The organism is Chitinimonas prasina (assembly GCF_030160395.1).
Lineage (GTDB): Bacteria > Pseudomonadota > Gammaproteobacteria > Burkholderiales > Chitinimonadaceae > Chitinimonas > Chitinimonas prasina.
This window is the reverse complement of the sequence record NZ_BSOG01000002.1, coordinates 850,562-871,539: the sequence shown is the minus strand read 5'-3', so window position 1 is coordinate 871,539 and position 20,978 is coordinate 850,562. Positions and strand designations below refer to the sequence as shown.

Sequence of the window (20,978 nt, the reverse complement as noted above, 5' to 3'; positions counted from 1 at the left end):
GCATGCCCTAGGCTGACGGTTCGTCGCCCGCCTTGGGCTTGTCGCGCGGCTTGAGCGCTGCCAGACTGGCTTGCTGCAACTCCAGTGCCTTGATGCTCATCTGCAGCATGCCCACCTGCATGGCCAGCCACTGCTCTACCGTGCGTAGCTCGGCTATCTTGCGCGCGCATTCTTCCTCTGTCATGGGTGGCATGAAGGCCTGCATGCCTTCCATGGGCTTGAAGAACTGCTTAAACATGGCAAACGGGTCGGGTGGGGTATGGGCTTCGCTCATGGGGGCTCCGGTTGGTTTGGCATAGTGGTGTATTGGCCTGTTATTGCCCAAGCCTGTGACAATGGCTACAGACACCTTGATGTGCCCAGAAGCATACAACACGGCAGGCTGAAGTTCAGAGCCATTCCCAGCCCGCCAAGGGGTAAGCGCTATGCAAAATCAGTGGTTTGTATGTTGCCTGCGCCCCGGATACTTTGTATATTCACGGCCCTGTTCGAGAGACCCTGCAGCAACGATAAGGCAGGGCGGACAGGTAAGGGTGTAGGGAGAATAAGTTTGTTCTTCGGCGTCCACGCCGAACGTCATCGTGGCTCTGAGCCACTCTCCACAGGATTGCGGCAGGCATGGGCAATATGGCCCTGCCGCACCTGTCCAGTAAGTTACTGCCTCTATCTCCATCACGCTGGTAGCCGGCAAGGCTGTCGGCTTTGTACTGCATTGTTCCTGAGCCATTGCGCGAGCCCCGCTGCCGCAGGGCCGGGTAATGGCTTCAAACAACCAATTTCATATCGATCAAGACCATGACACAGCAACAAGTAGACCATTCCTCCCCTGCGAAGCGCACCTTGGGTGTGCAAGATGAACCCGTTGTTGCAATGGCGACCAACCAGGGTGACCCCCTGTTGGGGGTGGCGGGCGGTGATGTGCATGCAAGGAGTGAGGGCAGCGACACCTTGATATCTGGTGAAGGCCACGATTATCTGGCGGGTGGCGAGGGTGACGACACCTATGTGTTTAACTGGGGGTCATCCTACGATGCCCTGGTGGACTCCGGCGCTGGGGGGCAACTGAATGTGCTGCAGTTTGGTGAAGGTATCAGCCCGTCGCATATCCGTCTGGAGCGCAATGGCCTGGATCTGATCGTGCATTACGCAAGGCCCCAATCGGCGAATGCCATCTCCGTACATAACTTTTATCTGGATATGAAGGATCGGGTTGGGAATGGCGCCATCAGTGCACTGGTGTTCGAGACCGGTGAACGTCACACTTTGGCGGACTTTGGTTTAGATACGTTGGATCCGGTGATCAGGGGAACGAGCGGAGAGGACTATCTGACTGGTGGCGGTGGTGACGATACCATTGAGGGTTACGCAGGCAATGATTCGCTTAGTGGCAATCCCGGCAACGATATTCTGATCGGTGACCTTGGTAATGACACGCTCCGGGGTTTTTTGGGTAACGATACGATGCTAGGTGGCTTGGGTAACGACACGTATGAGCTATTGGGAGCTGGCCAAGATACTTTGATCGAATCTGGCGCCGAAGGTGAGCAGAATATTCTCCAGTTTGCTCAAGGTGTTAATCCCGATCAAATCCGGCTTGAGCGCGTGGGCAACCATTTGGTTGTCCATTACGATCAGTCCAAGGCTGCCAACTCGGTGACGTTGCAGGACTATTACACCAGCGCGCAAGATAGCGTGGGCAAGGGTTACATCAGCGAGCTGGTGTTCGATACCGGGCGCTATACCCTTGGCCATTTCGGTCTGGAAGCCCTTAGCACGGCAATTGCCGGCACTGATGGCAATGATATGTTGTCGGGTTTTAATTCGAACGACACGCTGGAGGGCCATGCCGGCAACGATACGCTGGTAGGTAAGGCTGGTAACGACATCTTGATCGGTGGTCTGGGTGATGACACCTATGAGCTGTATTCCGGTTCTGGCCACGATACGGTGATTGAATCCGGCGTGGCGGGTGAGCAGAATATCCTCAAGTTCGGCCCTGGCACTCATCCCGCCCACCTGCGGTTGGAACGTGTCGGCAACAGCTTGGTGGTTCACTACGATCAGTCCAAGGTGGCCAACTCGGTAACGCTGCAGGATTACTATACCGGCGCTGATGACAGTACAGGCAAGGCTTATATCAGCGCATTGGTGTTTGCATCTGGCGAGCGCTATACGCTGGCTGATTTCCTGCCCCAGGCACCCGTGCTGACCGGCACCATCGCTGATGTGGTGGTGGACACCAATAATGTGAACGAGGGTCAAAGCTTTAGCTGGGTGGTGCCAGTGGGCCTGTTTACCACGACTTTCGGTAGCACACTCAGCTATAGCTTTGCGCTGGCTGATGGCAGCCCCCTGCCTGCTTGGTTGACTTACGACCCACACCAGGGCCATTTGCTGGGAAATCCCTACGATGCACAGGTGGGCGATCTGGCGATAGTGGTTACCGCGACAAATAGCCTTGGGCTAAGCACACAGACCAGCTTTCAATTGCAGGGGCGTGACATCAACGATGCGCCTACAGCGAGCAATAACCCGATCACTTTGACAGGTTTTGCCAATGAACCGCTCGGCATGGGTTATGGCGGCTATTTCCAAGATCGCGATGAAGGTGATGTATTGACCTATTCCGCTACCCTTGCCGATGGTAGCCCGCTACCGGTTTGGCTTAGCTTTACTCAAACTGATGCATCATCATTCTATTTTAGTGGTACGCCTGCGGTGGAATCTGTGGGCATGCTGGATATTCTGCTGACTGCGACCGACCAGCACGGAGCTAGCCTACAGAAGCTTGTGCAGCTAGAAGTGGTGGGTGTTCGCACGCCAATTTCAGGGACGGAGGGTAACGACGAATTGGTGGGTACTCGCCATGGCGATACTTTGCAGGGGAACGCGGGCAACGACACCCTGGTGGGTGGCGAGGGCTACGACTTTCTGTATGGTGGTGAGGGTAGCGATACCTACGTGCTCAATTGGGGCTCATCCCACGATGATATTCATGACTCCGGTATAGCAGGTGATCAGAATGTTTTGAAGTTTGGACAGGGCATCACCCCGGAAAATATCCGCCTTGAGCGCAAGGGCCTAGATTTGATTGTGCATTACGAACAGTCTAAATCGGCCAATGCTGTAACGGTGCGGGGCTTTTATGCGGACATTCATGACCGGGTAGGCAATGGCACGATCAGCGCCTTGGTGTTTGACAATGGCGAGCGTTATACCTTAACAGACTTTGGTTTGGAGGCACTGGATCAAGTGCTTAAGGGAACGGCAGGTGATGATTGGATGGTTGGGCGTGGTAGTGGCTATGTGTTGGAGGGCTATGCCGGCAATGACACGCTTATGGGGTTTGACAACAGTAATACTTTGATTGGTGGCCTAGGTGATGACACATATGTAATCCACCGATATTCTTTTCACGATACGGTTGTTGAGTCAGGCACTGGGGGCGAACAGAATATTCTCCAGTTTGCTCAGGGCATCACTCCCGATCAAATCAGGCTTGAGCGCGTAGGTAACCACCTGGTTGTCCATTACGATCAGTCCAAGGCTGCCAACTCGGTGACGCTGCAGGACTATTACACCAATGCCCAAGATAGCGTAGGAACGGGTTATATTAGCCAACTGGTGTTTGCATCGGGTGAGCGCTATACGCTGGCTGATTTCCTGCCCCAGGCACCCGTGCTGACCGGCACCATTGCCGATGTGGTGGTAGATACCAACAATATTGACCAAGGTGACAGCTTTATCTGGGCTGTTCCACAAGGCTTGTTCAGCACCAAGCCCGGTAGCTATCTTAACTATAGCTTTGCGCTGGCTGATGGTAGCCCCCTGCCGTCTTGGCTGACTTACGATCCAGGTCAGCAGTATTTGCGAGGCAATCCTTACCAAGCCCAGGTGGGTGACTTAACAATAGTGCTCACTGCGACAGATAGCAGCGGATTGAGCACCCAAACCAGCTTTCAATTGCAGGGTCGTGAGATCAACGATACCCCAACTCTATTTATACTTCCCTCAGTCCCGGCTTTCTTTGCCGGTGAATTTTCTAGCTATGGGCCAGGTTGCGCATTCGATATCGATATAGGCGATATGATCACCTACACAGCCACCCTGGCGGATGGCAGCCCGCTGCCTTCCTGGCTCAATTTTGGTCAATCTGATCCAAAAGGCACGACGGGATTCCAACTCTCGGGTGTGCCTACAGGGGATTTTGTCGGCATGCTGGATATCCTGGTGACTGCAACGGATAAGCAGGGCGCCAGTGTGCAGCAGCTTATGCAAGTGGAAGTGACAGGAGTGCGCACGCCGATTGTCGGGACTGATGGTAACGACGATCTATCGGGAACGCGTCACGGCGATACCTTGCAGGGTCATGCGGGTAACGACAAGCTGTCTGGCTTGTCGGAGCGCGATACCCTGATAGGGGGGGCGGGTGACGATACCCTGATTGGTGGTGATTCTGACGATCACCTTGACGGTGGTGAGGGTAACGATACCTATTTGTTCAACAAGGGCTTCTCCCGCGATACCTTGATCGATTCCGGCGCAGCGGGGCAGCAGAATGTGCTGCAGTTTGGTGAAGGCATCAGCCCGGCGCATATCAGGCTTGAGCGCAAGGGCCTGGATCTGATTGTTCATTTTGAGCAGTCCAAATCTGCCGACGCAATCACTGTACAAGGCTTTTATGCGGATATGCATGACTTGGTCGGTAATGGCGCCATCAGCCAATTGGTGTTTGAGAATGGTGAGCGCTACACACTGGCTGACTTTGGACTGAACGCATTAGACCCGGTAATCAAGGGCACGGCCGGTGATGATCAACTGTCGGGTGAGAATATTGCTGACAAGATAGAGGGTTATGCTGGTAATGACTCACTATATGGCAATTATGGCAACGATATTCTGATTGGTGATCTTGGTAATGACATGCTCAATGGCGGTGCCGATCGCGACACCTTGATGGGTGGCTTGGGCAATGACACGTATGAGCTGGCTGGATGGTCTGGCCATGATACGGTGATCGAATCTGGCGCCGAAGGCGAACAGAATATTCTCCAGTTTGCTCAGGGCGTTAATCCTGATCAAATCCGGCTTGAGCGCGTGGGCAACCATCTGGTTGTCCATTACGATCAGTCCAAGGCTGCCAACTCGGTGATGCTGCAGGACTACTACACCAGCGCGCAAGATAGCGTGGGCAAGGGCTATATCAGTGAGCTGGTGTTTGATACCGGGCGCTATACCCTTAGCCATTTCGGTCTGGAAGCCCTTAGCACGGCAATTGCCGGCACTGATGGCAATGATATGTTGTCGGGTTTTAATTCGAACGACACGCTGGAGGGCCATGCCGGCAACGATACGCTGGTAGGTAAGGCTGGTAACGACATCTTGATCGGTGGTCTGGGTGATGACACCTATGAGCTGTATTCCGGTTCTGGCCACGATACGGTGATTGAATCCGGCGTGGCGGGTGAGCAGAATATCCTCAAGTTCGGCCCTGGCACTCATCCCGCCCACCTGCGGTTGGAGAGAGTCGGCAACAGTCTGGTGGTTCACTACGATCAGTCCAAGGTGGCCAATTCGGTGACGCTGCAGGATTACTACCATGGCGTGGAAGACAAAATTGGCAAGGGCCTGATTGGTGCCGTGCAGTTTGATGGCACAGGTGAAACGATTGCCTTCAGCCATTTCCTCAGCCAGCTCAACCAAGCGCCTGTGGTGGCGGGGGAAGTTGTTGATCAGTTGGCGACAGCCGAGAGCCCCTTTAGCTGGCAGCTTCCCGCTGGGCTGTTTGCGGATGCGGATGGCGACAAGCTGGCGTACACCGTCTCGCAAGCCGATGGCAGCGCGCTACCGGTGTGGCTGAAATTTGATGCCACTACGGGTTTGCTGAGCGGCACACCCGTCAATAGCCAGGCTGGCGTGCTGGCACTGCGTGTGACGGCGACGGACCCTGGCAGCTTGAGTACGCATCTTGATTTTGCTTTGCAAGTGCAGGCCATCAATCACGCACCTGAGGCGGTCGGGACGCTGGAAAAGCAAACCATGCGTGTCGGCCAGCCGTTTGAGTTCTACTTGCCAGAGGGTATCTTCCGCGATGTGGATAGCGAGGCCGGTGATAGCCTGACGCTAAGCTTTACCCTGGCAGACGGCAGCCCCTTGCCGGCCTGGCTAAGCTTTGATGCGGCTACCCGCAAGTTGTCTGGCACCCCTGGTGCGGCCAGTGTGGGCGATCTGCAGCTTGTGGTCGTGGCGCAAGATACAGCGGGCGCCACCGCAAAGCTGGGCTTGGGCCTGACTGTTGCTGCGCCCGCGGGTGCGGTGCTGACTGGTGGTACGGGCGCCGATAATCTGCAGGGCACTGCCGGGGCAGACAGCCTGAGCGGCATGGCGGGTAACGACAAGCTGTACGGCAACGATGGCAACGATACCTTGCGTGGTGATGCCGGTAACGACCTGCTGGATGGCGGCGAAGGTGACAACCTGCTGGATGGCGGCGATGGCAATGACAAGCTCTACGGCGGCAGTGGTCATGAAACCCTGTTGGGCGGGGCTGGTAACGACCAGCTGTATGGTTGGTCTGGCAACGACAAGCTCGATGGTGGCCTGGGTAATGACACGCTGACTGGCGACGAAGGCCACGATCTGCTGCAAGGCGGCGCAGGCCGTGACGAGCTGTTCGGTGGTGTTGGCAATGACACCCTGGCCAGCGGTGCAGGGGCAGATTGGCTGGAAGGTGGGCAGGGCGACGATACCTATCGCTTCCTGCGCGGAGATGGCTTCGATGTCATCACCGAGCTGGCAGGCGAAGGCAGCGATACGATCCACTTTGGTGAAGGCATTGCCGTCAACCAGCTGAAGGTGGGCCGTTCTGGTAATGATCTGGAAGTCCGCCTGGCTGGGTCTGGCGATGGCATAACAGTGCGCGGCTGGTTTGCTGCCGAGGGCAACCGCGTGGAGCAGTTCCTGTTCGACGACGGCCAAGTGCTGACAGCCAGCCAGCTGGAAGCCTTGCTGCCTGCCACCAAGCAATCGGCGAGGACACAGGCGCAGCCGGTCGAATCGTTCGGGCCTATCGCACTGCCAGCAGCTGGCGTGGATGGACGCGAGTTCCAGCGCCCGGCGCCACTGCACGATATGGAGTTAGTTGGCCGTAGCGATGCAGGTATTGCCCAGCAAGTCAGCTCGCTGGTCGATGCCATGGCGAGCTTTGCGCCGAGCAGCATGGGTAATCTGGCAGCGGGTATGTCGACCCAGGATATCTATACCCCACTCCTGACCAAGCCCCAGCAGTAAGTTGTATTGATACGACAAGAGCGGGCCGCGGAAGCGGCCCGTTTCTTTTTGCCATGGCTGGCGCGGGTTTGGCAGTAATTAAAGAAAAATCAGTGATTTACAGATTGCCATTAAGGGGAGATTTTTGTATATTCCGCGCCTTTCGCCCGAATGAACCCTGTTCGGGTAGTGATTGTTGGAAGGTGATTCATTGACAAGCAGTGATTTGTTTGATTCTGGTATTAAAGCGCACGGTATGAAGCACCCGGCAAAGGGGATGCGGGTACTTTTCCTGCACCAGAACTTCCCAGGACAGTTCCGGCATCTGGCGCGCGCCGTGGCCGCCGACCCAGCCAACCAGGTCATCGCCCTGGGCCAGCAGAAAGCCCCCGGCATGCCCGGCGTGCGCATGCTGCGCTACCAGCCCAAGCGGCAAGCCCACCCCAGCACCCATCGCTATCTGCACGGTATGGAAAACGCCGTCCTGGCTGGCCAGGCCGTTGCCGAAGTGCTGGCCCGGCTCAAGCAGCAGGGCTTCAGCCCCGATGTCATCATCGCCCACCCAGGCTGGGGCGAAGCGCTCTACGTCAAGGACATCTATCCCCAGGCCCGCGTCATTCACTTCTGCGAGTACTACTACCACGCCGAGGGCGCCGATGCCGGCTTTGACCCGGCTTTCCCCCTCAGCCTGGACGACCGCGCCCGCATACGCAGCCGCAATGCTTTGCACCTGCTCAATCTCGAGCAATGCGACCTCGCCGTCGCCCCCACCGCCTGGCAGAAATCACTGCATCCGCAGGCCTACCACGACAAGATCCAGGTTATCCACGAAGGCGTGGATACCGATGTCGCCAAACCCGACCCCGTTGCCCGCTTCACCCTGCCCGATGGCCGGGTACTCAGCCGGCACGACAAGATCGTTACCTACGTTGCCCGCAACCTCGAACCCTATCGAGGCTACCCCCAGTTCATCCACGCCCTGGCCCAATTGCAGCGGCAGCGCAGCGATGTGCATGCACTGATCGTCGGCGGCGACGACGTCAGCTACGGCAGCAAACCCAAGGACGCCGCCAACTGGCGCGCCAAGCTGACCGCCGAAGTAGCACTCGACCCCAGCCGCACCCACCATCTGGGCAAGCTGCCGTACCAGGACTATCTCAAGGTGCTGCAGATCAGCAGCGCCCATGTCTACCTCACCTACCCGTTTGTACTGAGCTGGTCCCTGCTGGAAGCCATGGCCGTGGGCTGCTGCGTGGTGGGTTCCCAAACCGCACCGGTAGCCGAAGTGCTGCGGCATGGCGAGAACGGCTGGCTGGTGGACTTCTTCGACCGCGATGCGCTGGTGGCCCAGCTGCAGACCGTATTGGACGACCCCCAGGCCCAAACGGCCCTGCGCAAGCAAGCCCGTGCCGAGGTGGTGGCGGGTTATGGGATAGGGGCGGGGAATGCGGCTTGGTTGGGGTTGCTGGCATGACACAGATGGGCGAAGTATCTATCGCCTGACGGGTAACGCGACCACTACTTATTGGCTAACCACAGCATGCTAGGCACCAAGTAAGTCAACCAACCCTGGTTTTAGACTTGGGCGACCGATGCTGGAATGGCTGAACGAATAACCGAACATTGAATTTAAATCCAACAGGAATAAGCAAGCATGACCGATAAGATTGTTCTGTCCGCATTTGACATTTTTAAGTATGCCAACCTGCAGATGGCTGCAGAGGCTGTTTTTAACTCTGATGCCAATAAGAACGCCAATGTAGTGCCGGGTGCTGTGTATTCTGGTGACCTAAGCGTCGATTATTTAAAGGCCGGCAATCGACATGCTAGCCGATTTACAGCGACGCAGGCTGAGGAATTCAGTAAAGAATGGACTGTGGTAGAGCACAAGGCAAATACCGCTTCTGGTTTTTCAGGAACCCTATTTAAGAATAAAGATGGCGAAATGGTTATGAGCTTCCGTAGTACGGAGTTCATGGACGATGCCGCGCGTGATAATTTGGCAAGCAATACATTGGAAATCAAAGAATATGGTTGGGCGCTGGGCCAGATTGCGGATATGGAGGATTGGTATCAGTCGATAAAGAAAAATATTGATAAGCCACTTACGGTAACCGGTTATAGCCTGGGTGGCCATCTTGCTACGGCATTCAACTTGATGCACAAGAATGATAAGAATAATGGATATGCCGTAATAGAGAAAGTCGTCACTTTCAATGGCGCCGGCGTCGGGACTATGTATGGTGAAACTGCGGTGAGTGGTGCTCACTTAAGAGAAATGGTGGATGAATTCAATTCGTTGAGAAAGCAACAGCAGCATTTTTTTAGTGCCTCGGCTTGGAATTCCGCGCTTGCGGCGGAGAGCTTTGCAACACTGGATGCTGAGATTAAAAAAATAGTGCAGTCGGATTCGGCAGATTTTTCTGTTGCCGATATTTGGCTTAAGGCAATTAATTTAATACCTGACCCGGATTCGGATTTTCTTATGCTTAAGGAGGCATATGCTAGAGTGAAGAGTATCGCTGAAGAGGCAATCAGGGTGCGTAATTTATCGGCGGGATCGGCTAGCGGGGGTGCGCCAAGTACGCCCGCTGATATACCACTGCGTAATATAGAGGCTGTTAGTCTTAGTTATCAGCTTGCTTATTTGACGGTGGCAGAAAAATATAAAATTGAGTCGGCGAGCATCCCTCATGGCATTAATGCAATGCTGGGTGAGCGAGTCTATGGCGCTGATCAACCATTGAATAATCAATTTGATGTACAAGGCGTTGAAACTTCTGGTCCTGCTGAATTTATGGTGTCGAACTCGCAGTACCGCTATGGTTCGGCAGTAGGCGTGTTTATTGAGGATCAGCCACTGGTTCGTGGCGATGCTCCGTGGGAATCTTTGCAAGCTTCTTGGAAGCATGGGGAGGTGAAGCTGCTTGTTAATAATTATAATCTGAATGACTTTGGTGATAATCATAGCCTGGTTTTGATAATTGATTCTCTTAAAGTTCAAACGACAATACTTAGTCTTTTGGCTGATGGTGAAAAAGACGGTGTTCGATCGGCTTTGGATAAAGCAATGTTGTATGCGTCGTATATGAAGTCCGATACGGCAATTAATAATGGCGACGGCCAAGGACTTGCTGAGGGTGATGTGCTGGAAAATTTGGTGAATGGACTGGCGCAGTATTGTTTTGGCCTTTCTTTGCCAGAAGACTTGCTCAAAGGCAATCCTAATGGCAATACGTGGGCTGATATTAGACCTCAAGGAACGGCCAAGGGGGAGTATACGGATCGTGAGGATTTACATCGACTGCTGAAGGACATTGTTGATTCTGATCAATACGTGGCCATGAAGGGTAAGGTTAAGTTAGGCCTTGTGACGGCAGAAAATGCGCGAACGGATTTCGGTGCTTTTATAGCCCTATTGACGCTTAGTCCAATTGCATTGATGTTTGGTCAGGAAAACCCTGTTAGTGGTGTGTGGGATAATATTTATTCGCTTTGGCAGGCTGATCAAGCCACCATTCGTACTGGCCTGGCGTCGTCGTTGAATTTCTCTGGCGAATTTGTCAGGGATCGTGCGGAATTTTTGACGAGAAAGAATTGGTTTAATGAAAAAAACTATTTACCTGATCAAAAGAATATCGAGTATGTTGCCGATGCTCAGTATCGGCCTGATCAGTCTCATCGGTATATAACTGACTCGGTGCAGTATTTCGATCAGCAATCAGGCTACTTGATATCGCAAGATTTGGATACGCCTGCGGATACGAAACAGTATTACTTCGGCAGCGAGAAGGCGGACGTTCGCTTGGCGAGTAATAATGGTGACCATCTCTACGGAATGGGCGGGAATGATGTTTTGAATGGAGAAGGAGGCGCTGATCATATTGAGGGTGGGAGTGGCAATGACACGCTAGACGGTGGTGCCGACAACGACTCGATGCTCGGCGGCGTGGGCGCTGATTTCATGATGGGCGACTCTGGTGCCGACACTTTGCGTGGCGGTGCGGGTGAAGACCGATTGCTGGGCGGTGGCCAAAACGACGCACTCTACGGCGACGCAGGCAACGATGATATCCAGGGCGGTGAGCAGAACGACTGGCTGGAGGGCGGCGAGGGGAATGACGCGCTAGATGGCGGTGATGGCAATGACCATCTGCGGGGCGATGGCGACGGCGACATATTGAATGGTGGCGACGGTGTCGATGCGCTGGAAGGCGGCGACGGCGAGGATATGCTGACCGGCGGCAAGGGCAACGATTTGCTCATTGGGGGCAAGGACCGCGACACCTATCTGCTGGTCAAGGGCGATGGCGCCGATATCGTGCTGGATGAAGACGGCGATGGTGTACTGCTGGTCGACAACAAGGCCTTGGATGGCGGTGCGCAGATAGAGGAAATGCCGAATGTCTGGTTGAGTGCCGACCGTGAAACCCGCTATGTGTGGGAGCCGGACAATAAGGGCGTTGGCGCCCTGATGATCTTCCGCAAGGGCAACCATGTGGTGATACCCAACTTCCAGAACGGCAAGTTCGGTATCAAGCTACAAGGCTCCACCTCGCTTTACCTCAATAAGCTGGATGGCGGTGCCGTCGTCAACGAGTGGCCGCTGGTCAACTCCATGGGTGTACAGGCGGAGTTTGGCAACAAGTCCAATGTGATTCTCTCGCCGTTTGGTGACGATGAGATTGTGACGGGTGAGGATGCCGATCACTTTACGTTGGGCCTGGGGCTGGATCTGGTCAATGCCGGGGAAGGCAATGATGTTTTCAACCTGTATGTTGATCACGACAACAGCGGTAAGCACGACACAGTCCAGTACAGCGATGGGTATGACAAGGAGAAGGGCAAATCGGTAGGCTGGAAGTGGGAGCTGCACAAGGATGGCGTATTTGCCCACCCCAATGGCTACATGACCTACTTTGCCCGAATCAGCCCGATCGAGGATGGGTTGATAGAGCTTGCCTACCACACATCGGCGTTCTCTGAACTTTGGAACAAGCGTCTCGACGAAGCGCACAAGCAGATGTCGGAAGCCATGGACTCGCAGATACTGCACGGTGGTGGCGGGGACGACATAGTGCAGGGCCAGTTTGGGAATGATGCCCTGTTTGGTGACGACGGCAATGACCTGATTGCTGGTGGTAGTAACGGCAATGACTTCCTGTCTGGTGGCAAGGGGGAAGACAGCCTGATCGGCGGCAATGGCCGCGATGTGCTGCTGGGTGGCGTGGGTAGCGATAGCCTGTGGGGCGAATGGGGCGAAGATAGCCTGCGCGGCGGCAAAGACAATGACCGGCTCTATGGCGATGGCGAATACCAGACCCAGGAAGCCCGCTTCTATGGCAATGACGTGCTGGATGGCGACGAAGGCGACGATACCCTGGTGGGTGGCGGCGGCGATGACACCCTGAACGGGGGCGACGATGCCGATCTGCTGTTTGGCGACTTTGGCACCATGGCACCCAGCGAATTCGAGGGCAATGACTCGCTGGTGGGTGGCAAGGGTAGGGACACCCTGCAAGGCGCAGGCGGCAACGATACCCTGCTGGGTGGCGAGGACAACGACACCCTTTATGGCGGTGTCGGCAACGACTCGATGGATGGCGGGGAGGGGCAGGACGCGATGGATGGTGAAGCCGACGACGATACCCTGCGCGGCGGCGATGAGAACGACACCCTGCTGGGCGGCGACGGCGCGGACATACTGGTTGGTGGCGATGGCATAGACAGCCTGGCTGGTGGCAACCACAACGATGTGCTGATGGGCGACGACGGTGCCGATATCCTGCGTGGCGGTGAGGGCGACGACAAACTGCAAGGCGGTGCTGGCGCCGACAAGCTCTACGGCGATGGCGGGAACGATGAGCTGTATGGTGGCGAGGGTGATCAGCTTTATGGTGGCACCGGTACTGATATCTATTACGTGACCAAGGGCCAATCGACCGGCGTGTCCGACGCGGACAGCGACAGCATACTGATAATACAAAGCGCCAGCCTGCCCGCAGCCAGTACGGCCCGTGCCGTGCGCCAGGCAAGGAACGCCGATGCAGGTGCGGCCATCGGTGTGGGTTGGGTAGACCTACCCCAGCCGGGCGAGCCGGATGTCTACCTGCAGGTGGGTGATACCCAGGTTTACTTCCATTCCAACGGCACTCGCTTCAGCAGCATCATGCTGGACGACAAGGTGCTGATTTCGGGCGAGGAACTGGCGGCCTTCTACAAGCGCGAGATAGACGACGTATTGCTGCTGCGCGGCGACGAAGGCGACAACGTGCTGGTAGGCGACCATCGTTATAACCGCTTGCTGGGCCTGGGCGGCAACGACACCTTGCAGGCAGGTGGCGGCGATGATGTGCTTATTGGCGGCAGTGGCGATGACCTGCTGCAGGGCGAGGAAGGCTATGACCTGCTGCGCGGCGATGCCGGCAACGACATGCTGGAGGCCGGCAACGGCGCTGACTCGCTATTGGGTGGCGATGGCAACGACGAACTGATGGGCGGCCATGGTGCCGATACCCTGCGCGGTGACGCGGGTGCCGACACCCTGCTGGGCGGCACGGGCGACGACCTGTTGCAAGGCGGCGATGGTGACCGGCTGGCCGGCGGCCAAGGCGTGGACACCTATGAGATCGAGCAAGGCAGTACGGTAAAGCTGCTGGATGGCGATGGCGGCAGCGTGGTGGTGATCACTGGGGCAGCCCCGTTGGTAGACGGCCAGACTGTGCCCGTGCTGGTCAAGCGTGCGGAGGAAATGGTAGAGGGTGAGCCCGATATCTACCTGGAAGTGGCCGGTACCCGTATCTACCTGGAGTCGGATGCTCCCCTGCTGGCCGGCATCATGCTGGGTGATCGCGTCATCCTGCAGGGTGAGGCCCTGCGCGACCTGTTGTTTACCGAAATCGGCAAGATCGTGATGCCGGTGGGCGATGCGAGTGCCAATACATTGTTTGGCACCAGTGGGAACAATCTTCTTGAAGCACTGGCCGGTAACGACACTTTGCATGGGTACGGTGGCGACGATGTGCTCAATGGCGGGGATGGCGACGACCAACTCATTGGTGGACTAGGCAATGACATCTTGTCGGGTGGCGATGGCAACGACATCTACCGCATCGGGCAGGGAGAGGGGAATGATCAGCTTATCGACGTGGATGGCCGCAACCGGGTGATATTCGGCGAAGGCATCAATGCCGATTCGGTCAGCTTCCGTTTTGATGAGCGCCGTTACAGCATTGTGATGGATTACACCGGTGGCAGCCTGGCGCTGGGCGCCGAGGTCAAAGGCATGCTGGAGTTCGCCTTTGCCGATGGCACGCTCAAGACCTTCGACGAACTGGCTGGCAGCTTCCTGACGCAGCTACGCACCCGCCGCGGTACGGAGCAGGCCGATTGGTTGGTGGGCACGGCAGACAAGAACCTGATTGAGGGGTTGGCGGGCGATGACGGCCTGTTCAGCCTGGAGGGTGACGATACCCTGGCAGGTGGGCAGGGCCGGGATACCATGGATGGTGGCGAGGGGCTGGATACCTACCGCTTTGGCGTGGGCGATGGTTTTGACACCGTGGCCGATGCTGATGGCAATTTGCTGATTGAGCTGGACGCATCCGTGGACAAGGCGACGGTGCGCCTGGAGCGGGTAAGCAACAAGGGCAGTTTCGATCTGCTGCTCAAATATGGCATTGACGATGTGGTGGTGGTTCGCAATGGCCTGTTGGCAAGCCAACTGACAGTCCGCTTTGCCGATGGCAGTGCCTGGAGCATGGCTGATATCGAGGCCGCCCTGGGTACCCAGGTCAACCATCAGGTCAACCCGTTTGGCAATGGTGTGGATTACTGGACGGGTACGGCGGCTGGCGAGGTGATGGCGGCAGATGCAGGCCGTGATGAGCTGTATGGCCGTGGCGGCAACGATACGCTGGATGGTGGATCGGGCAACGATCTGCTGGCCGGCGAGCAAGGTAACGACACCTATCTGGTCTACAGCGGCATGGGCCGGGACCAGGTGATCGACAGTGGTGCCAATATCCTCAAGCTGGATGCCAGCCTCACCGGCACCGATGTGCAGGTCGCCCTACGTGGTGATGATCTGGTGGTGCAATTGCGGCAGAGCACTGACTCGGTGGTGCTGCGCGACTTTGTCAAGCAGAAGGGGGCGGGCTGGCAGATACAGTTTGGCGAGCAGGACCCGGTGGAAATGAAGGCCTGGGTGCTGGCAGCGCTGGCGCAGCAAGATAAGGATGACAAGATTTCAGGCAACAGCCAACGGCTGCGGCAAGACTTTCTTGCACGCCTGCTGGGTGAGCAAGAAGAACTGGCGACCGAGGGTGAATTGGGTGTGCAACACGACGTGGATGTACGTATCCAGCGCGTTGACGTGACCAATGATACTGCAGAGGTGTCTTCTACCCACGAACGTACCGAACAGACAGAAACCACAAAGGTAGAGATTCCTAAGCGTACGGACCATATCCTTGAGCAGGGTCGTGAAGAAATCAAGGTGCTGGGCTTTATAAAGAAATCGGATATGCCAGGACCGGTCGATCCCAATCGATATCGCCCCGCGACGCGTACCGAGCAGATATTGGTGCATCCAGGTTATCGTCACAGTAGTCTTGGCGGGCCAGGTCAAGGCCAGGATGGGGATGGTTTTGAAGGTATGCAACCTGTCTATATTCAAGAGACGGTGGTGGGGTATGAGCAGATAGTGCGTATAAGCGTACCAGCCGTCATATCCACCACGGTTGAGACTGTGACAGAGGAGAAAACCCGCGTTGTTTCTACTGAAACCAAGGTCGGCATTATGGATGTCTACGGCTCAGTGGGTGACCAGTCTATTTTCGGCTCACTGGGCGCGATTAGTGGCGGTGCCGGGAATGACACCTTGGGTAGTGGCTCGGTTTGGAACGATTTTTCTGAGCATCACGCCGAGGAAATGGGCTTATTCCTGGATGGTGAGGCTGGTAATGATGTCCTGGTCGGGGCTGAGAGGGAAGACATGCTGGTAGCCAGCAACGGCAACGATACTCTGGCGGGCGGCGGTGGCGGGGATACCTATTCTATTCAGGCGGGCAGCAATTATAGTTTGGTGCTGGATGCGGGTGTTTCTAATACCGTAGATTACTATGCGGATTTCATCTTGCAGGGTGGGTCTGCATTTGGTAAGGCGTCGGCTGAGGGGATGGATGGAGAATACAGCAATTTGTATGTTAGTGCTTCTATGTCGGCACAGCAGTATGTTGATGTATATCTGGGCGCTACACTAAGACTGATGGCACACCAAACCGGCGATACCAACTACCCTGGACATTACCCGTTGTTGGATAAACAAATTTTTACTGATTCATATACTACTGCTTTGGTTACGCCAAGCGGTATTGACGTTAAGATTGAAGTGGATTATCCCAAGAGAGGGGTATTGAATTCGAGTGATACAGAGTTCGGCCAATCATTTGGTTCTGCAACCTTTGCACCCATTAGTCAACTTGCGAGCATTGGTAAGTTACAACAAGCAATGGCGGGGGCTGAAATATTCAATCAGCTCTCACGGCAAGTATTAGGTCAGGACGGTGAGTATGCTAAGGATATTCTGCGCTTTGAAGGCAACGTCCGCCTGAGCGACCTGACCGCCAGCATGGGTAGCATCATGCTGCATGACAAATCCTATAAGACTCTGCGTATCCAGCAGGCCGACGGCAAGATCACCGAGGTGGTATTGCCTAATCCGGATACGCCCGCCGGCTTTGGTATTGAGCTGCTGCAGTTTAGCGATGGTTCCCGTGCAACCATAGGGCAACTGATGCAGTTGCATAATCTTCTGGATGATAATCAGGAAAATAAGGCTCCGGTACCCGTTGGCGAGATCAATGCCCCCACGGCTTCGGTAGACAGCCTGTTCAGCTGGACCTTGCCTGCCGGCCTGTTCAGCGACCCGGATGGGGACAAGCTGAAGATTGCGGTATCGCTGGCCGATGGCAGCCCCTTGCCGGCCTGGCTGAGCTTTGATTCGGAGACGGGTACCTTGTCGGGCACGCCTGCGGCAGCCCATCAGGGCAGCCTGGCCTTGCGGCTGACGGCGACGGATGCCGGCGGGCTGGAGGCCAAGGCCGAGTTTGCCTTGAATGTGATGCCTATCAACCGCGCACCCACGGTGGCGGGTGCCGTGAACGAGCAGACGGCCACGGCTGATACGCCGTTTACCTTGCCCTTGCTGGCTGGCTTGTTCAGCGACCCGGATGGCGATGTGCTGAGCCATACGGTGACGCTGGCCGACGGCAGCCCCTTGCCGGCCTGGCTGAGCTTTGATGCGGTGACCGGGGTGTTGAGCGGCACGCCTGGCAATGCTCAGGCGGGTGGGTTGGACTTGCTGGTGGTGGCCACCGATACCGCTGGCCTGCGCGCCACGGTGCCGTTCAAGCTGCAGGTGCTGGCGGTCAACCATGCGCCGGTGGTGGCGGGCAAGGTGGATGCGCAAGTGCTGATGGTGGGCAAGCCCTATAGCCTGCAACTGCCGCAAGACCTGTTTACCGATGCCGATGCGCAGGACAGCCTGAACGTGACCTTCAAGCTGGCCGATGGTGGCGACCTGCCAGCCTGGCTGGTCTACGATGCTGCCAGCCGCACGCTGGCCGGTACGCCCATGGGCCAGCCCGGTAGCTTGCAGCTGCTGGTGGTGGCCAGCGATAGCCATGGCGCCAAGGCGCAGATTCCGCTGGAGATGACGATAGCGGCCAATCCCCATATGCAATTGGGTGCTGTCGCTGCCGACAACCTGGCTGGCTCGGCTCAGGACGACAGCCTGTTTGGCATGGCGGGCAATGACACGCTCAATGGCGCTGCTGGTGCAGATGCGCTGGTGGGTGGCGTTGGCAATGACAGCCTGTTGGGCGGTGCTGGCAAGGATACCTATCTGTTCGGCCTGGGTGATGGGCTGGACGTGGTGAACGAGCATTACAACGCCAGTGGCGACAGCTTTGTATTTGGCAGTGGCATCGCCCAGGCCGATATCGTGCTGCAGCGTGGCAGCGGTGCGGCGGTTAACGATCTGGTCATCAAGTACAGTGCCCAGGATGCCATTACCCTGCAGAGCTTCTTTACCAATGCCACCTGGTACGACCCCTTGAAACTGGAGACGCTGCGCTTTGCCGATGGCAGCAGCATTACCCTGCAAGACCTGCTGCAAAAACATGGCCTGATGGGCAGTGCCGTTGCTGACGACCTGTCGGTGGCATCGGTGGTGACCACGGAAGGCTTTGTACTGAATGGCCTGGCAGGTAACGATACCCTGACCGGCAGCCAGGGCACAGATAGCCTGGAGGGCGGCCTGGGTAACGATAGCCTGGTAGGCGGCCTGGGCAACGATACCCTCAGCGGTGGTGCAGGCAATGACATGCTGAAGGGCGATGCCGGCAGCAACAGCTATCTGTTCATGCTGGGCGATGGCCTGGACGTGGTGGCGGAGCAGTACAACAGCGCTGCCGACAGCCTGATTTTCGGCAATGGCATTGCGCAGGCCGATATCGTGCTGCAGCGCGGCAGCGGTGCGGCGGCGAATGACCTGGTCGTCCACTACAGTGCGGCTGATGCCTTCACCCTGCCCAGCTTCTTTACCAATACTGCCTGGTTTGATGGCCTGAAGGGCGAGACCCTGCAGTTTGCCGATGGCAGCAGCACCAGCCTGAAGCAGATGCTGGCGCAGGCGGGCCTGCTGGGTACAGCCGATGCCAACGACCTGAGCATATTGAGTGCGGCCACCAACGATGGCATGACCCTGCACGGCCTGGGTGGCAACGATACCCTGACCGGCAGCCTGGGTGCCGATACCCTGGTGGGCGGTACGGGCAGCGATATGCTCAAGGGCGGCGCGGGCAGCAACAGCTATGTGTTCAATCTGGGGGATGGCGCCGATGTCATCAGCGAGCAGTACAACAGTGCTGCCGATACGGTGATATTCGGCAGCGGTATTGTGCCGACTGATGTTGTGCTGCAGCGCGGTACCGGGGCTAACGAGAACGATCTGGTCATCAAGTACAGCGCTACGGACGCCGTGACCTTGCCGGGGGTGTTCAGCAATGTGACCTGGTTTGACGGCCTGAAGGGGCAGGTCTTCCGCTTTGCCGATGGCACCAGCCTGACCCTGAAACAGGCCCTGGCGCTGGCTGGCCTGGCTGGTTCGGCAGGGGCCGACAGCATCAGCATCGTGAGTGCTGCGACAAGCGACGGTATGACCCTGAATGGCCTGGCCGGCAACGATACCCTGACCGGCAGCCTGGGTGCAGACACGCTGGTAGGCGGCGCGGGCAACGACAACCTGGTGGGCGGGCAGGGCGGCAATGCCTATGTCTTCAACCTGGGCGATGGCCATGATGTGGTGAACGAGCATTACGCCAGCGCGGCGGATACCTTGCAGTTTGGTCAGGGTATTACGCTGTCTGGCCTTAGCCTGCGCCAGGGTGTGTCGGGCGGTAGCCCCAATAACGACCTGGTCATACAGTACGGTGCCAATGAGAGCGTGACCCTGCTCAGCATGCTGACCAATGCACCGTGGTATGACGGCCTGAAGCAGCAAACCCTGAAGTTTGCCGATGGCAGCAGCATTACCCTGCAAGCCCTGATGAGCCAGCAGGGCCTGATGGGTTCGGCTGGCAATGACACCATGAGTGTGGCGGGAACCGGCACGCAGGATGGCCTGCGGTTGAACGGACTGGAAGGGGCCGATACGCTTACCGGCGGCCTGGGTGCCGATATCCTGATGGGTGGCGCGGGCAATGACAGCCTCAGCGGCGGTGCAGGTGCCGATGTGCTGGCGGGTGGTGTGGGCGACGATATCCTGGTCGGTGCCGGTGGCAGCGATGTCTATCAGGTTGCGTTGGGTGGCGGCAAGGACGCGATACGCGAGAATGATGCGGTTGCGGGTAACAGCGATACGCTGCAGTTCCTTGATGTGGCGTCTACCGCTATCACATCGGTGCAAAAGGTAGGCCAGAACCTGGTGTTCCAGTACGGCAATGGCGATCAGGTCACCATCGAGGGGCAGTATTACTCGGTTGATCCAACCCGTTTCCGGGTTGAGCTGTTCAGCTTCAGCGATAACGTGACCTGGACCGATGCCCAGGTGCAGGCCAAGCTGGCGCCAGTGGCCGGTTTGTCGGTGAATGCCTTGCTGCGTCCACAGGAGCAGGTGGTGCACAGCGGCTTGGATCTGGATGGTGTTCCACCACCGAGTGCCAACCTGAACCAGCGCTTGGGCCAACGGGCCAACCAGGAATTGGGCCCATTGGCGGCAGGTCTGTCGCTGGCGACGGAGCGTAACCCGGAGGAACAGGTCAGGCGCAATGGTCTGGATCTGGACGGCGTGCCGCCGCCCAGTACCAACCTGAACAAGCGGGTAGGGTACACGCCGTCACCTTACCCGAATCGTCCAGTGGTGGGGTTGTCGGTGGATATGACGCTGCGTCCGCACGAGCAAGTGGTGCGTGCAGGTCTGGATCTGGACGGTGTACCGCCGCCTAGTGCCAGCCTGAATAACCGCACTGGCCACACGGCCGATCAGCAGCTGAACCTGCTGGTCGATGCCATGGCGAGCTTCGCACCGAGTGCCATGGGCAACCTGGGCGCGGCGGTGCAGGAGGCCGATATGTACAGGCCAGTGCTGGCGCCATCCCACCACTAGGCCGCGCAGCCTTGGTTGGCGTGTCGAGACCAGGCCGCAA

4 protein-coding genes are annotated in these 20,978 nt (G+C 57.0%); 3 read left to right on the top strand and 1 reads right to left on the bottom strand.

Features of this window, described 5'->3' with window-relative positions; all coding sequences use genetic code 11:
- Positions 1 to 7: 7 nt before the first annotated feature.
- Positions 8 to 274 carry a PhaM family polyhydroxyalkanoate granule multifunctional regulatory protein gene (locus QQK16_RS11100; protein ID WP_284196527.1) on the bottom strand — a complete coding sequence of 89 codons (267 nt, stop codon included), beginning with the start codon at positions 272 to 274 and terminating at the stop codon, positions 8 to 10.
- Between the two features lie 521 nt (positions 275 to 795).
- On the opposite strand from QQK16_RS11100, the gene QQK16_RS11095 reads away from it, so the two are divergent.
- The 3 genes from QQK16_RS11095 (at position 796) to QQK16_RS11085 (ending at position 20,938) form a co-directional block, all read left to right on the top strand.
- A complete protein-coding gene (locus QQK16_RS11095; protein WP_284196526.1) occupies positions 796 to 7,290 on the top strand; it encodes a putative Ig domain-containing protein in 6,495 nt (2,164 codons plus the stop codon).
- A gap of 256 nt (positions 7,291 to 7,546) precedes the next feature.
- A complete protein-coding gene (locus QQK16_RS11090; RefSeq protein WP_284196525.1) occupies positions 7,547 to 8,743 on the top strand; it encodes a glycosyltransferase family 4 protein in 1,197 nt (398 codons plus the stop codon).
- A 180-nt stretch (positions 8,744 to 8,923) separates the two neighbouring features.
- Positions 8,924 to 20,938 carry a putative Ig domain-containing protein gene (locus QQK16_RS11085; RefSeq protein ID WP_308447012.1) on the top strand — a complete coding sequence of 4,005 codons (12,015 nt, stop codon included), beginning with the start codon at positions 8,924 to 8,926 and terminating at the stop codon, positions 20,936 to 20,938.
- The last annotated feature ends 40 nt before the right edge of the window (positions 20,939 to 20,978 follow it).